Raw genomic sequence first — 14,194 nt, 5'->3', positions numbered from 1 at the left:
TTCTTCGCGACGGTGCGGCCATGTCCGGTCTTCGCCTTGCATTTCTGATTGCCGCAGCCTCGTCCATCCGCGCCTTGCCGGCAGTCGCCGCGGCCGAGAGCAGCTATGTCTATTGTGACAACGGGCTGCGCTGCTTCAAGGCGCCCTGCCCATCGAACAGCGCGCTTGATCTCGTCACCGGCACGATCATCAAGGGTGTGTCGATCGACACCAGCGGCCTGCCGCAGGCCGACAAGGCGATAACGGACCAGTCCGACGTGCTGTACAGCGGGAAGATCGTCCTCAGGGGCTCGATCGAGCACCGCACCCAGACCATCACCGGCAAGGATTACAGCCTGCCCTGGCTGGTCGCGACCCGCATCGTGCGCGCCGCCAAGGACAGCGAACGCAAGCACTGTTCATCACACTGATCCGCAATTCGCGGCTCCTGTCGCTCAGCCAGCCAGCAGCCTTTCCACGGCGGCGGCAATCCGCAGCAGATGCCGGTCGTGGCCATTGCGCGCGACCAGCATCAGTCCGGCCGGCAGCGCCATATCAGGCATCGGCAGCGAGATCGCGCAGAGGTCGAACTGGTTGGCGACCTGTGTGTTGCGCAACAGCAGGCCTTCGACGCGGTCGCGCAACTCGGCATCCTCGGCCATGGAAACGATCGTCGGCGCCGTCACCGGCGTGGTCGGCAGCGCCAGCACATCGACCGATGCCAGCCGCTCATCCATGGCGGCGACAAGCGCGCGACGGCGGCGCAAGGCCCTGATGTAGACCGGCACCGGCAGCATTGCCGCTCGCGACAAAGGCCCGCTGACATTCGGGTCGACCGGCACCGATGCGCCTGTCGCCAGCCAGTCGGCATGCACCTCGGCCCCTTCCATGGCAGCGATCGAGCCACGCTTGGTCGCCGCGCGCAGATCGGCAATCATGTCGTCGATCGATAGATCCGCAATGCGCGCGCCAGCCTGTTCGATCTTGCCGAGACAACGCTCGAACGACGTCATGACCTCACCTTCCGTGTCGCCGAAAAGAACGCCGCGCGGCACACCAACGCGAAGTCCCGCGAGCGATATGGCCGCCAGCTCGGTCGGCACCTCGCCGGCCATCACGGCGTCGGTGGCGGCACATTGCGCGACGGTTCGGGCAAGCGGCCCGATCGAGTCCAAGGTGCCAGACAGCGGAAAGGCGCCGGCCAGCGGCACGCGCCGCGCCGTCGGCTTGAAGCCGACGACGCCATTGAGCGCGGCAGGAATGCGGATCGACCCGCCCGTGTCCGATCCGATCGAGACGTCGCTCGTTCCCTCGCCGACGGAAACGCCGGCGCCGGACGACGAACCGCCGGGGATGCGGCTGGCGTCAACGGCATTGCCTGGCGTGCCGTAGTGCATGTTGTCGCCGATCGCGGTGAAGGCGAATTCGGTCATGTTGGTCTTCCCGATGATGACCGCACCGGCCTGCCGCAGCCGGAGGACGACGGCGGCGTCATCCGACGCGGGCGCGCCGGTTCTGAGCATCAGCGAGCCCGCCGTCGTCTGTTCGCCCGCGACATCGAACAGATCCTTGATCGAGACGACGGTGCCGTCGAGCGGCCCGAGCGTCACACCGGCGCGCTTACGGGCGTCGCTGGCGTCCGCCGCGGCCCGCGCGGGCTCGACATAGAGCCTCGTGAAGACCTTCTCGTCGGCCGCACGATTGGCAAGACGTGACAGGATGATTTCGAGACGGTCGCGGATGGATTGCATGTCGATGTCGGACTCCGCCAGAATGCAACGTCTTTAAAGCAATTCCAGGAAAAGTGTGTGCGGTTTTCCGTCCGGAATTGCGAAAAAACAAAGACTTAACGCAGCCGGTTTGGCCTGCGGAAGGGATAACCCGGCCAGCGTGCCTTTGCACCTGCCAGCGATAGGAAGATACTGATGCTGTACAAAGGCAGCTGTCACTGCGGCAAGGTCGGCCTCGAATTCAAGGCGGAACTGACCGGCGCCGTCCGGTGCAATTGTTCGATCTGCTCACGCAAGGGCGCCTTGCTGTGCGCCATCCCGCATGAGAGCCTGACGGTCCTGGCCTGGGGCGATGATCTGGGCACCTACACATTCGGCAACCACACCATGGCGCACCGCTTCTGCCGCACCTGCGGCATCCACCCTTTCGCCGAGGATATCCGCGAAAGCGGCGAACGCACCGCCTACATCAACCTCAACTGCGTCGCCGATATCGACCCGTCCACCTTGCCGGTCTTCGATTTCGACGGGCGTTCGGCCTGAGCGACCCCAGACCGCATCACCGATAACCCGTTGCGTCGGCTGGCTTGCCGGCGTCCTGGACCTCCGGCACATAGCGCCAGGCATCGGGCCGCGAACCGTCGAGATCGGTAAAGCCGTACACCTGCGCCAGCCCGCCGCTGGACAGCGACTGCCCGTTCCAGCGTGAGCGATTAGAATCCGCAGCCAACGCGGCAACGGCGCGCCCAACGAAGCGCGGCGTCTCCGAGATGACGAAATGCGGCACCGTGGCGGTTGCATCACGCCAGTTCTCCTCGCGCACTCCGAAGGCTTCCAGCATCATCTCCGATCGCAGCCAGCCGGGCGTCAACGAGACTGAGGTGGCTCCGTGTTTCGCAAGGTCCTTGCCATGGGCCCAGGCCATGCGGTTCACGGCGACCTTGGCGAGATCGTAGAAAGGCGACAGGCGGTAGTGATCGGCATTGTATTCGGCGGTGCCGTCCGTGACTTCGACCAGCAGCCCGCCGGGCTGCTCGATCATGAGGGGCAGCGCATGATGGGCGGTGATCAGATGCGTGTCTATGGCCAGACGCAGCATGCGCAAACCGTTCTCCAGATTGTGGTCCCAGACTGGCTTGTCCCATTCGAACAGCTTTTCACCGCCCCAGATGTCGTTGACCAGGATATCGAGACGGCCCTGTTCGGTGCGGATGCGCTCGACCAGCCTGCGCACATCGTCGGACACGAGATGGTCGACCTGCACGGCGATGCCCCTGCCACCGCTCGCCGTGGCCATTTCCGCCGTCTCCTCGATTGTTTCGGGCCGCGCGTACTCCGATTGCTGCGCGCGCGTGCTCCGCCCGGTGACATAGACAGTGGCGCCGGCAGCGCCGAGCTCGACCGCTATGCCGCGCCCGGCACCTCGTGTGCCGCCGGCAACCAGCGCAACTTTTCCTTGCAAAGTCATTGAACTCTCCCAAAAACGGCACCCATCGATCAAAAAGGGATGGCTTGCGTCACATCTATCATATATAAATGATCATTCGGTTATATTGGAATGTCAAGATGACCCGTCCCAAGACCCAGTCCGACGAGCAGGTACTGGAGAACGCAGTGCGGCTGATGCACGAGCACGGCCCGGAGGCGCTTACATTCGAGCGTCTGGCAAAAGCCTGTGGCCTCTCCGGTGCAACACTGGTGCAGCGCTTTGGCAATAAGACACGGTTGAAGCAGCGCACCTTGCTGCATGCCTGGGACGGCCTCGACGACAGGACCAGGACGCTGGCCGACAGCGTGCCCAAGACTCCGGCCGGCGCCATTGAATTGCTGGTGGCGTTGTCGCAAGGCTATGGCGGCATCGAAGCCTATGCCGAAGGCCTGCTCGTCTTGCGCGAGGATTTGCGAGACCCCGTGCTCAGGACGCGCGGTGCGGCTTGGAAGACAGCCCTTTGCAAGGCACTGGCGGCTTGTTTCGCGGCAACGCCCACACCTCCGCGGGACATCGGCCTGCTGATGGCGTCGCACTGGCAAGGCTCCCTCCTGTGGTGGAGCTTCGATCCGGCAGTTGAAGTCGCCACCTATATCGAGGACAGCCTCAGCCGCTTCGTTGCCACCATCACAACGGCAGCGGCCCGAGAACCATGATGGTTCTCGGGCCGCTGGGCAGGTCAGGGATGGGAGACTATTCGGCCTGCTTCGGGCCTCGCAGGAACACGACGATCGCCGCCATCAGCGTTGCGATGCCGCAATAAGCGAAGGCGCTGGCCACGCCGGTATGATCGACCAGCAAGCCGCCGAAGACAGCACCCAGCGCGATCGCCACCTGGAAGGTCGCCACCATCAAGCCGCCGGCACTTTCGGCTTGGTCCGGCGCTGCCCGCACCAGCCAGCTCTGCAGCCCGACCGGCACCGCGCCGAAGGCAAAACCCCAGGCGGCGACGGCGGTGGCGGCAATTGTCGGCGAGGCACCAAAGACCAGCATCGAGGCGGCGGCCAGGGCAATCAGCAAGGGCGCCAGGGCAACGGCCGCCTTGAGGTTACGCTCCGCCAGGATGCCGCCGGCGATATTGCCGAAGAAACCGCCGACGCCATAGGCCAGCAGCACCAGCGAGATCGTCTCGATGTCGAGCACCGGCACCTTTTCGAGGAAGGGGCGCACATAGGTGAAGCCGGCAAAATGTCCGGACGCGACCAGCAGCACGACCAGCAGGGCCACCCGGATCGACGGCCGCTCCAGCACATCGAGCAAGGTGCGGAAGCTCGCGACACCCACCGGTGGCAGCTTCGGAATGGTGGCCAATTGCACCAGCAGCGCCAAGGCGCCGACGATGGTCGCAATCATGAACGCCGTGCGCCATCCCCAGATGTCGCCGACATAAGCGCCGACCGGAGCGGCGGTGACGGTGGCCAGCGAGACGCCGGTCAGGATGATCGACATGGCGCGCGGCATCAGCCGCATCGGCACCAGCCGCAACGCCATGGCCGCCGACATCGCCCAGAAGCCGCCGAGCGCAACGCCGAGCACGACGCGGGCAAGCAGAAGCATCGGCAGCGATGAGGCAAAGGTGGCCAGGAGGTTGGACAGGATGAGGAATGCCGTCAGCATCCACATCACAAGCCTGCGGTCCATGCGCCTTGTGATGATGGCCATGGTGGGCGCGGCGATGGCGCCGACTATGGCTGTTGCCGTCACCGCTTGCCCGGCCACGCCTTCGCTGACACCGAGATCGCGCGCCATCGGCGTCAGCAGGCTGGCGGGCAGGAATTCGGCGGTGACGAGACCGAAAACGCCAAGCGCCAGCGAAACCACGGCACCCCATGCCGGCTCGGCTCGTTCATCGGATTCTGTGGGGTTCAGAAGTGCGGCGTCGATGACGCCTGTCGCGGGTTCGGCCATGGTCAGTCTCCGATTTGTTGCGGCACAACATTTGGCTGCGGTGCAACATAGGGAGTGACGGGCTGGAGTTTCCATGCTAGAAACCCCATTATGCTTGACCGTTCGTCCAAAATTCCGATCACCGGCGACCCGTTGACAGACATATTGCGCGGCCTGCGTCTCGACGGTGTCGAGTATGGCCGCTGCGAAATGAAGGAGCCTTGGGGTATCCAGTTCCCGGCTCAGCCCGGAGCGCGGTTTCATTTCATCGGCCGCAAGGGCTGTTGGCTCAAGCAGCCATCCGGCGAATGGGTGCAGCTCAATGCGGGCGACGCGGTGCTGCTTCCACGAGGCGAGGCGCATGTGCTGGCCAGCGAACCCGGGGCACAGGCCTGGCCTATCCATGGCTACAAGCTCGAGGAAGTCTGCAAGGACGTCTATTGCACGTCAAACGCGGAGATGTGCGACAAGAATTGCCAGCCTGGAACACTGCTTTTCTGCGCCGCGATGTATTTCAACATCGACGGCCTGCACCCCCTGCTCGGCATGATGCCGGACGTGATGCGCACGCACGAGCTGGAAGCCTACGAGCCCGGCATTCCACACCTGCTGGAGTCCATGGCGCGCGAAGTAACGATGGAGCGTGTCGGCTCCGGCGGCATCCTGGCACGGCTGGCCGATGTGCTTGCCGCCACGGTCATCCGCTCCTGGGTCGAACGTGGTTGCGGCGACTCCTCCGGCTGGATCGCCGCGGTCAGGGACCGTGACATTGGTCGCGTGCTGGCGGCCATCCATCTCGAACCTGACCATGACTGGACGGTCGAGTCGCTGGCCCGGATGATGGGCGCCTCGCGCTCGGGCTTTGCCGAACGTTTCGCCACCATCGTCGGCGAAACGCCGGCAAGATATGTCACCCAGGTCAGGATGCATCAGGCGCGTCAGTGGCTGGTCCGCGACCGGATGAAAATATCAGTCGTTGCGGCCCGCCTTGGCTATGAATCGGACGCCGCCTTCAGCCGTGCCTTCAAGCGCGTCATCGGCGCGGCGCCCAGCCATCTGCGCGCCGAGGAACAGGCCGAAATCCGCCAGGCCAGTTGAGCCGGTATCCTTCGTTGCACGGCTACCCGGCTGAACCGAAACAGCGCTTCACCCGGCGTGGCGCAAGCTGACACCGCTGCCCTTGTCGAACAGCACCACCTTGTCCGGGTTCCAGGCAAAACGCACCGGCTGTTCGATCGCGACATCGGTCCTGGCCGGCACCGTGGCGCGCAGTGTTGTGTCGCCGACACGCAGCGTCAGGATCTTCTCGACGCCATGATTTTCCACGTCATGGACACGCGCCTCGACCGGAGCGCCGCTTTCCAGATAGACATCTTCGGGACGGATGCCGAAGACGAGCGGGCGACCTTCGGTCGCCGCACCCGTCTTGGCCCCCGCTGAAAGCGGCAGCTCGAAATTCATCGGCGCCATCACCGCGCGGTTGTTGACCAGCCTGCCGTCGATGAGGTTCATCGGCGGCGAGCCGACAAAACTCGCCACATAGGTGTCGCGTGGATTGTTGTAGATCTCGTGCGGCGTGCCGGTCTGCACGATGCGGCCATGGTTGAGCACGCCGACCTTGTCACCCATCGACATCGCCTCGATCTGGTCGTGGGTGACGAACAGGAATGTGGCGCCCAGCTGTATCTGCAGGTTCTTCAATTCCGTGCGCAGCGCCTCGCGCAATTTGGCATCGAGCGCCGACAGCGGCTCGTCCATCAGGAACACGCGCGGCTTGCGCACGATGGCGCGGCCGATCGAGACGCGCTGCATCTCGCCGCCGGACAGGCGGTCGGTCTTGCGGTCGAGCAGGTGTTCGATGCGCAGTGTGCGAGCAGCGCGGTCGACGCGGTCCTTGATCTCGGCATCGGGCAGCCGGCGGATCTTCGGCTTCAGCGGAAATTCGAGGTTCTCCCGCACCGTGTAGCGCGGATAGAGCGAATATTGCTGCAGCACCAGCGCCACGTCGCGTTCGGCCGCGCCCCACTCGGCGACATCGACGCCGTCGATGAGGACCTGTCCCTCGCTCGGTTTCTCGAGGCCTGCGATCAGCCGCAGCGTCGTCGTCTTGCCGGCGCCCGTCTCGCCGAGCAGCACGAAGAACTCGCCATCGGCGATGTCGAGGTCGAGCCCGGTCAGGGCGGTGTGATTGCCGAAACTCTTGGAAATATTCTTGAGCTGGATATGGGCCATCACAATCTCACTTCCAGCGACTTGCCGCTTGCCTTGTCGAAGAAATGCGCCTGCGTCGGATCGATCCGCGCAAAGACCTTCTCGCCGGGCCCCGAGATGAAGCCGCTCTTGGTGCGAGCGCGCAGCATCTCGGAGCCGACCTTCAGGTCGACGATATCGAAGGACCCGAGCGGTTCGACGATCTGTGTCTCGACGGCCATGAAGCCGTCGGCCGCGTCACGGCGAATGAGCACGCCTTCCGGACGGATGCCGAGCGCCAGCTGGCCGCCGGCATGGCCGTTGAGCTTCGACAGCAGCGCGCGCGGAAACTCGAAGCCGGTGGCCGCGTCACCGACCGTCACCGATGCGGACGCGGCTTTTTCGGCCACCGCCGCGTCGGCGACATTCATCACCGGGCTGCCAACGAATTGCGCCACGAACAGATTGGCCGGGCGCGAATAGACCTCGTCGGGCGTACCCACCTGCTGCAGCACGCCTTCATGCATGATGACGATGCGGTCGGCGAGGCTCATCGCCTCGATCTGGTCGTGCGTGACATAGATCGTGGTCGAGCCCTGCTTGATGTGCAGCCGCTTGATCTCGGCCCGCATCTCCTCGCGCAGCTTGGCATCGAGCGCACCGATCGGCTCGTCCATCAGCATCGCCTTGGGCCGTCGCACCAGCGCCCGGCCGATGGCGACGCGCTGCATGTCGCCGCCCGACAGCGCCGATGGCTTCTTGCCAAGCAAATCCGATATCTGCAGCGTCTTGGCGACCGAGCGCACCTCGCTGTCGATCTCGGCCTTGCTCTTGCGCGTGGCGCGCAAGGGGAAGGCGATGTTCTCGTAGACGCTCATATGCGGATAGAGCGAGAATGACTGGAACACCATGGCGATGTCGCGGTCGGCGGCCTTCAGATGCTGGACCGGCTTACCGTCGATGAGGATGTCGCCCTCATCGATCGTCTCCAGCCCGGCGATCGCGCGCAGCGTCGTCGTCTTGCCGCAGCCCGATTGGCCGAGCAGCACGATGAACTCATTGTCGGCAATCTTGAGGTTGAGGTCCTTGATGACCTGTACGGCGCCGAAGAATTTCTGGACGCCGCGAAGCTCGATCTGGGTCAATGCTCTGCTCCCGGATTTCGCGCGGCGTGGCCGGTGCCGGCCTCCTCCTCAGGCGCGATCTTCGAGGTGATGTTGAAGCCGATCAGCCCGATCAGGATGATGGTCAGGCCGTATGTGTGTAGCAGCATGTTCCAGGGCTGGCAGAGCGCCACGATGCCAAGCACCATGAGCACCTGCGAACCAGGCTCCAGGTATTTCTGATTGATGGCGCGAAAGCTCATTTGCGGATCGCTCCGAAGGACATGCCGCGCAACAGATGATTGCGGAGCAGGAAGGTGAAGATGGCGACCGGCAGCAGGAACAGGAAGGTCCCGGCGGCGATCACCGTCCAGTCGGGCAGGCCGGAGCCGACCTGGCTGGGGATGAAGGGCGGCGCTGTCTGCGCGCGGCGATTGGTCATGATCAGCGCGAAGGCATACTCGTTCCATGCCGTGATGAAGCAGAACACCGCGGTCGCGGCGATGCCGGTGGCGGCCTCCGGCAGCACGATCTTGAAGAAGGCCTCCATGCGCGTGTAACCGTCGACGAGGGCCGCTTCCTCATATTCTTTCGGGATCTCGTCCATGAAACCCTTCATCAGCCAGACCGAGAAGGACAGGTTGAAGGCGGTGTAGAGGATGATCAGGCCGATATGGGTGTCGTTGAGGCCGACCGCGCGGTACATGAGGAACATCGGGATCGCCACCACCACCGGCGGCAGCATGCGTGTCGACAGGATGAAGAAGAGGAGATCCGCCTCCCCCTTCACCTTGAAGCGCGAGAAGCCGTAGGCGGTGAATGTGCCCATGCCGACCGCCAGCACTGTCGAGGTGATGGCGATGATCAGCGAATTCAGGAAACGGCTCGGATAACCCGACCACTGCACCTGGCCTTTGCCGTCGCGCACGATCTTCTCGCCGCCATCGAAAACGACCCGCTCCCACCATGGCGCCGCCGCATATTCTTCGGGTGTCGGTGGGCTGCGCAATTGCGAGCGCTTGGTGAACAGCTTCACGAAAGGCGAAATTTCCGGCTGGAAGACGACCGTCGGCGGGATGGTCGTGGCCAGGTTGCGCGGCTTGAATGCCGTCGAGGCGATCCAGTAGATTGGGGCGAGGAAGATGATCGTCACCACCAGCACGGCAACGATGGCGACGCGGTTGAAGCCGATCTCGGAAGAAGTGCGGACGGCGGCCATCTCAGCGCTCCTTCACCTTGTTGAGGTATTTGACGTAGATGTTGGTGATGGCCAGCACCATGATCAGCACGATGTAGGCCATCGCGCAGGAGCGCCCGGTCTGCCATTCCTGGAACGCCATCTTGTAGAGCCGGATCGAGATCAGTTCGGCCGTCGGCTGGCTGGTCAGGATGTAGGCGAGGTCGAAAGTCTTGAACGCTTCCATGGTGCGGAAAATGACCGCGATCATCAGGATCGGCGCCACCAGCGGCAGCGTGATGCGGAAGAACGTGTAGAACGGCCCGGCGCGGTCGATCGCGGCGGCCTCGTAGAGATGCTTCGGCACCGCCGAGAGACCTGCCAGCGACAACAGCATGACGAAGGGCGACCACATCCAGATGTCGGTCAGCGCGACGGCGTAGAGCGCCATCTTGGGATCGGCCAGCCACTCGAAATTGCCGAGCCCGAGCGCATAGTTGATGACGCCCCATGACGGGTCGTAGAGAAGCTTCCAGAACAAGCCGACAACAGCCATCGACAGCATCATCGGCAGCAGCAGGAGCGTGGTGATAAGGCCCTTGAGCGGGATATCGCGGTTGAGCAGCATCGCCACGCCGAAGCCGACGAGCAACTGACCGGCGACCGAGATGATGACGTATTTCGCCGTGATGGCGAAGTTGGACCAGACATAGGGATCGTTGAGCAGGTCGCGATAGTTCTGCAGCCCTACGAAATTCGCCGGCGCGTTGGTCGAGGCGCGGAAGTCGGTAAAGGAATAGCCAAGCGAATAGATCAGCGGAAAGATGTTGAAGACGATCAGGAACAGGACCGTCGGAACAATGAAGAGGTTGCGGATCGAAATATCGCTCAGGCCGCGCGTGGCCGCCCGCGAGGACCTGTCCAGCGTTGTGATCATCGTGGTCGCCAAGACCCCTCTCCCATTTGCAGAAAAAGAAACGGAGGAGGCACCAACGCCCCCTCCGTGAGGCATGATTGTTACTGAACGCGGCCGTACTTCTTGAACGTCGCGTTCCAGTCGGCGGCCAGCGCGTCCAGCGTTTCCTTGGCGGTGCCGTCGCCACCGATCATGTAGGGATAGATGCGCTGGTTCAGCTGCTGCAGCAGTTCGGCGTATTCCGGCACGGCCCAGAAGTCCTTCACCTTGAACATGGTCTCGTAGAAGGCCTTGTTGTAAGGCGTGGCGCTCTGGAATTCCGGCGATTTGAGCACCGCCGCGCTGCAGGTATAGCCGCCAAGGGCCGCCCACTTCTTTTGGGTCTCGTCCTTGATGAACCATTCAAGGAACTTCATCGCCTCGTCCTGCTTCTTCGAGTACGAGATGACGGAGATACCCTGACCGCCGAGTGCGGCGAACTGGTCGCCATTCGGTCCCGGCGGGTTGGCGAAGAAGCCGGTGTTCTTGGCGTTCGGGTTCGACGCCTCGTTGATCAGCGAAGGGAAGAAGGCGAAGAAGTTCATGCTCATCGCCGCCAGGTTCTCGGTGATCGCCTGATTGTCCTCGACGAAGAACGATTTGGCCCAGCCGGGAGGCGTGAACTTGTAGAGTTCCTTGTAGGCGTCGAGCGCGGCTACGGCCTTGTCGGAATTGATGTGGCCATCGACCTTATAGGTCGCATAGTCACCCAGCTCGCCGCCATAGGAGAACAGCGCGTTCTCGAAGCCCATTGCCATCGCATCATAGGAATTGTCGGTATAGATCGCGATGCCATAGCGCTTCTGGTCGGGCCGATAGAAGAACTCGGCTATGTCGCGCAGCGCCTTGAAATCCTTCGGCACATCGAGGTCGTAGCCATATTTGGCCTTGAACGCTTCCTTCTCCTTGGGATCTTCAAACCAGTCCTTGCGGTAGGACCAGCCGACAGCGTCGCCTTCGAGCGGAATGGCCCAGTACTTGCCGCTGTTGCCGGGGTATTCGGCATAATATTTCACCGTCGCCGGCGCCATGACATTGCCGAGGTCGTGCTTCTTGAAGAAGTCCGTCAGGTCGACATAGTGTCCCCCGGTCGAACCGGCGCCCAGCCACTGCGAGTCGCCGACGACCAGGTCATAGGCATCGCCATGGGCGTTGAACTCGGTGAAGGCCTTCGTCTGGAAGTCGGCCCACGGCGTGGTCTCCACCGTGATCTTGACGCCGGTTTCCTTCTCGTACTCGTTGCCGAGTTCCTGCAGGTAATTGGCTGGATCCCATTCCGCCCAGAAGATGGTGAGCGACTTTTCCTGCGCGTAGACGGACGTTCCGCAGGCAAGCGTTAAGCCGATACCAGCAAGCATGCTGGTCACTAACTTGCGCATAATGATTTCCTCCCTTGTGCGCATTCTACCCTGTCATGCGAGCCGGCAACGGGGCCGGCTCCGGTAGTTCCTCCCGTGATCGCACCTTTCCGGCTTCGGGCCTCCTCGCCCTGCCGGAAAATGGATCGCAGCCCTCACTTTTGATCCACTTTTCTTTTCTAATCTGGTATTACCAATTCTGCATCGTCGTCAAGCCCTTTCTTGGAGGACGGGCCTAGCCATTCCGACGGAATTCAGGCTTTATCTGCCTGTTTTCCAATGATTTTCCTACTCAGTGATACGCAGGGGCGTTGCATAGCTCTCTGCGTCAGGGGTAATATTGATAGTCGGCATGCAAATCTGGTCGAACCAGATAGGCTCTATCTCACGATCACCCTTGAACCGTTGCCACCTCCTTTACCAATCGATTCCGCCACCGCCGCGCGCACCAGGGCGCCTGCCGCCCATTGCGCGACGGACCGCGTCTTGCGGCTGTCCAGACCCCAGATATCCTTGAGCACGATCAGCACCTCGACGCCGAAGATCAGCGACAGCGCCTGCGCCAGGCGCTTGAAGTCGCGCGGCGGCAAATGGCCCTTGAGCGGGCCGATCGCCTGCTGCAGCAAATCGACGCGATGACCGCGCGTGAAGGCCGGCTCGCCGCCCAGCGTGCCGGCCTGGCGTCGCGCCCATTGATCGAGCGACAATTTCAGCGCCGCCTTGAACGTCGCCTCGAAGGCCTCGATGCGTGGCATCGCCGTGTCGAACAGATCCGCGACTCGGCGCTCGGCGTCCGCGGAAGTCGATTGCCAGGTCAGGATTGGTCCCAGCCCCTCGTCGACGACGGCCTGCACCAGTGCCGCCTGGCTGGGGAAATAGCGATAGGCGGTGGCGCGGGAAACCTCCGCCGCTTCCGCCACCTCGCTCACCGACGGCGTGACGCCTGCCTGCATCAACCGTGTCGCCGTCTCCAGCATCAGCCGTTTCGTGCGCGCCCGGGGTCCACGCTCGGCGGCCTGGCCGCTTCCCCGCTCCGTGTCGTCGCCCGCAGTGGCTCGTTGACGTGAGATATCCATATCAATATGATACGCGCGTCTCAAAAATTTGCAATGACCTGGGAACCGCCCATGAAGCGCATCTACGTCGTGGGCACCGCCGACACCAAGGGCGAGGAACTTGCCTTCCTGGCCGACGCCATCGCCGCCACGGGCGCTGCCGTTTCTCGCGTTGATGTCGGAACACGCGCTTCAACCGTTCCCGTTGACATCAGCGCGAAGCAGGTGGCCGGTCATCATCCTGAAGGCAGCGCGGCCGTGCTCCGCGTCGATGACCGTGGCGCCGCGGTTGCCGCCATGGGCGTCGCCTTCACCCGCTTCGTCCTATCGCGAAACGACATCGCCGCCGTGATCGGCATAGGCGGCGGCGGCGGCACCTCGATCATCACGTCGGGCATGCGCGCGCTGCCGCTCGGCCTGCCGAAAATCATGGTCTCGACGCTCGCCTCGGGTGACACGGCGCCTTATGTCGACGTCTCCGACATCATCATGATGCCATCGGTGACCGATATGGCGGGACTGAATCGGCTTTCCCGCGTCGTGCTGCACAACGCCGCCCAGGCCATAGCGGGCATGGCGGCAAGCCCGGCCCCGGCGCCCGACGGCAAGCCCTCGATCGGGCTCACCATGTTCGGCGTCACCACGCCTTGCGTGACGGCGATCGCCGACCAGCTCCGCTCCGGATATGACTGCATGGTCTTCCACGCCACCGGCACCGGCGGCCGCAGTATGGAGAAGCTGGCCGACAGCGGCCTGCTGTCTGGTGTCATCGACATCACCACGACCGAGGTTTGCGACCTCCTGTTCGGCGGCGTGCTGCCGGCAACGGAGGATCGCTTCGGTGCGATTGCCCGCAGCAAGCTACCCTACATCGGTTCGGTCGGCGCGCTCGACATGGTCAACTTCTGGGCGCCGTCGACCATACCGGAACGCTATCGCGGCCGGCTTTTCTACGAGCACAATCCCAACGTCACGCTGATGCGCACAAGCGCTGACGAATGCCGCGCGATCGGCGAGTGGATCGGCACCAGGCTCGCCCTCTGCGAGGGGCCGGTACATTTTCTCATTCCTGAAAAAGGCGTCTCGGCCCTGGACATCGAAGGTGGCGCCTTTTTCGATCCGGAAGCCGACAACGCCCTGTTCGAAGCCATCGAGCGCACCATCGAACCGAGCGCCACGCGCCGTGTCACGCGCTTGCCATTGCACATCAACGACCCCGAATTCGCCAAGGCCGCGGTCGCGGCTTTTATCGAAATAGCCAGACACTGAGG

General features: G+C 63.2%; 15 protein-coding genes. 5 read left to right on the top strand and 10 right to left on the bottom strand.

Translation table 11 applies throughout. The features are described 5' to 3' along the window. The first annotated feature begins 20 nt into the window (after positions 1–20). Positions 21–410 carry a hypothetical protein gene (locus EB231_RS09055; protein ID WP_172348505.1) on the top strand — a complete coding sequence of 130 codons (390 nt, stop codon included), beginning with the start codon at positions 21–23 and terminating at the stop codon, positions 408–410. A gap of 24 nt (positions 411–434) precedes the next feature. On the opposite strand, the gene EB231_RS09050 is transcribed toward EB231_RS09055, so the two are convergent. Beyond that, complete coding sequence (locus EB231_RS09050) at positions 435–1,730, bottom strand: amidase (protein WP_172348504.1); 1,296 nt, start codon at positions 1,728–1,730, stop codon at positions 435–437. Positions 1,731–1,904: 174 nt separating this feature from the next. Here EB231_RS09050 and EB231_RS09045 point away from each other — a divergent pair, with 174 nt between their 5' ends. Next, positions 1,905–2,252, top strand: a complete 348-nt coding sequence (locus EB231_RS09045; RefSeq protein ID WP_172348502.1) for a GFA family protein — start codon at positions 1,905–1,907, stop codon at positions 2,250–2,252. 16 nt (positions 2,253–2,268) lie between these two features. Here the strand turns inward: EB231_RS09045 and EB231_RS09040 are convergent, their stop codons facing one another. Beyond that, the gene (locus tag EB231_RS09040; RefSeq protein ID WP_172348500.1) at positions 2,269–3,177 is read right to left on the bottom strand and encodes an SDR family oxidoreductase; all 909 of its coding nucleotides are present in this window, start codon (positions 3,175–3,177) and stop codon (positions 2,269–2,271) included. A gap of 98 nt (positions 3,178–3,275) precedes the next feature. Between EB231_RS09040 and EB231_RS09035 the strand changes: the two genes are divergently transcribed. Beyond that, entirely contained in the window at positions 3,276–3,854 is a 579-nt protein-coding gene (locus EB231_RS09035; protein WP_206681902.1) for a TetR/AcrR family transcriptional regulator, read from the top strand. A 37-nt stretch (positions 3,855–3,891) separates the two neighbouring features. Here EB231_RS09035 and EB231_RS09030 read toward each other — a convergent pair whose 3' ends face one another. Continuing rightward, positions 3,892–5,106 carry an MFS transporter gene (locus EB231_RS09030; RefSeq protein ID WP_172348498.1) on the bottom strand — a complete coding sequence of 405 codons (1,215 nt, stop codon included), beginning with the start codon at positions 5,104–5,106 and terminating at the stop codon, positions 3,892–3,894. 90 nt (positions 5,107–5,196) lie between these two features. Between EB231_RS09030 and EB231_RS09025 the strand changes: the two genes are divergently transcribed. After that, positions 5,197–6,183, top strand: coding sequence for an AraC family transcriptional regulator (locus tag EB231_RS09025; RefSeq protein ID WP_172348497.1), 987 nt, complete (start codon positions 5,197–5,199; stop codon positions 6,181–6,183). A 48-nt stretch (positions 6,184–6,231) separates the two neighbouring features. On the opposite strand, the gene EB231_RS09020 is transcribed toward EB231_RS09025, so the two are convergent. The 7 genes from EB231_RS09020 to EB231_RS08990 form a co-directional block, all read right to left on the bottom strand. Continuing rightward, positions 6,232–7,317, bottom strand: coding sequence for an ABC transporter ATP-binding protein (locus EB231_RS09020; RefSeq protein WP_172348496.1), 1,086 nt, complete (start codon positions 7,315–7,317; stop codon positions 6,232–6,234). Continuing rightward, entirely contained in the window at positions 7,317–8,420 is a 1,104-nt protein-coding gene (locus EB231_RS09015; protein ID WP_172348495.1) for an ABC transporter ATP-binding protein, read from the bottom strand. The genes EB231_RS09020 and EB231_RS09015 overlap by 1 nt, the downstream gene beginning before the upstream one ends. Next, on the bottom strand, positions 8,417–8,641 hold the full coding sequence (locus tag EB231_RS09010; RefSeq protein WP_140772182.1) for a hypothetical protein: 225 nt from the start codon (positions 8,639–8,641) through the stop codon (positions 8,417–8,419). The genes EB231_RS09015 and EB231_RS09010 overlap by 4 nt, the downstream gene beginning before the upstream one ends. Continuing rightward, positions 8,638–9,597 (bottom strand): carbohydrate ABC transporter permease, encoded by a 960-nt coding sequence (locus EB231_RS09005; RefSeq protein WP_056568289.1) that lies wholly within the window; start codon positions 9,595–9,597, stop codon positions 8,638–8,640. Before EB231_RS09005 ends, EB231_RS09010 begins: the two co-directional genes overlap by 4 nt. A gap of 1 nt (position 9,598) precedes the next feature. Then, complete coding sequence (locus EB231_RS09000) at positions 9,599–10,504, bottom strand: carbohydrate ABC transporter permease (protein WP_056568286.1); 906 nt, start codon at positions 10,502–10,504, stop codon at positions 9,599–9,601. A 68-nt stretch (positions 10,505–10,572) separates the two neighbouring features. Next, on the bottom strand, positions 10,573–11,889 hold the full coding sequence (locus EB231_RS08995; RefSeq protein WP_172348494.1) for an ABC transporter substrate-binding protein: 1,317 nt from the start codon (positions 11,887–11,889) through the stop codon (positions 10,573–10,575). Between the two features lie 359 nt (positions 11,890–12,248). Continuing rightward, a complete protein-coding gene (locus tag EB231_RS08990) occupies positions 12,249–12,944 on the bottom strand; it encodes a TetR/AcrR family transcriptional regulator (protein WP_172348493.1) in 696 nt (231 codons plus the stop codon). A gap of 51 nt (positions 12,945–12,995) precedes the next feature. Between EB231_RS08990 and EB231_RS08985 the strand changes: the two genes are divergently transcribed. Then, positions 12,996–14,192, top strand: coding sequence for a Tm-1-like ATP-binding domain-containing protein (locus EB231_RS08985; RefSeq protein WP_172348492.1), 1,197 nt, complete (start codon positions 12,996–12,998; stop codon positions 14,190–14,192). The last annotated feature ends 2 nt before the right edge of the window (positions 14,193–14,194 follow it).

The sequence above is a fragment of the Mesorhizobium sp. NZP2298 genome (genome assembly GCF_013170825.1).
Classification (GTDB): domain Bacteria; phylum Pseudomonadota; class Alphaproteobacteria; order Rhizobiales; family Rhizobiaceae; genus Mesorhizobium.
The sequence above is the reverse complement of the archived record's forward strand: the minus strand, read 5'-3'. Positions and strand labels throughout refer to the sequence as shown.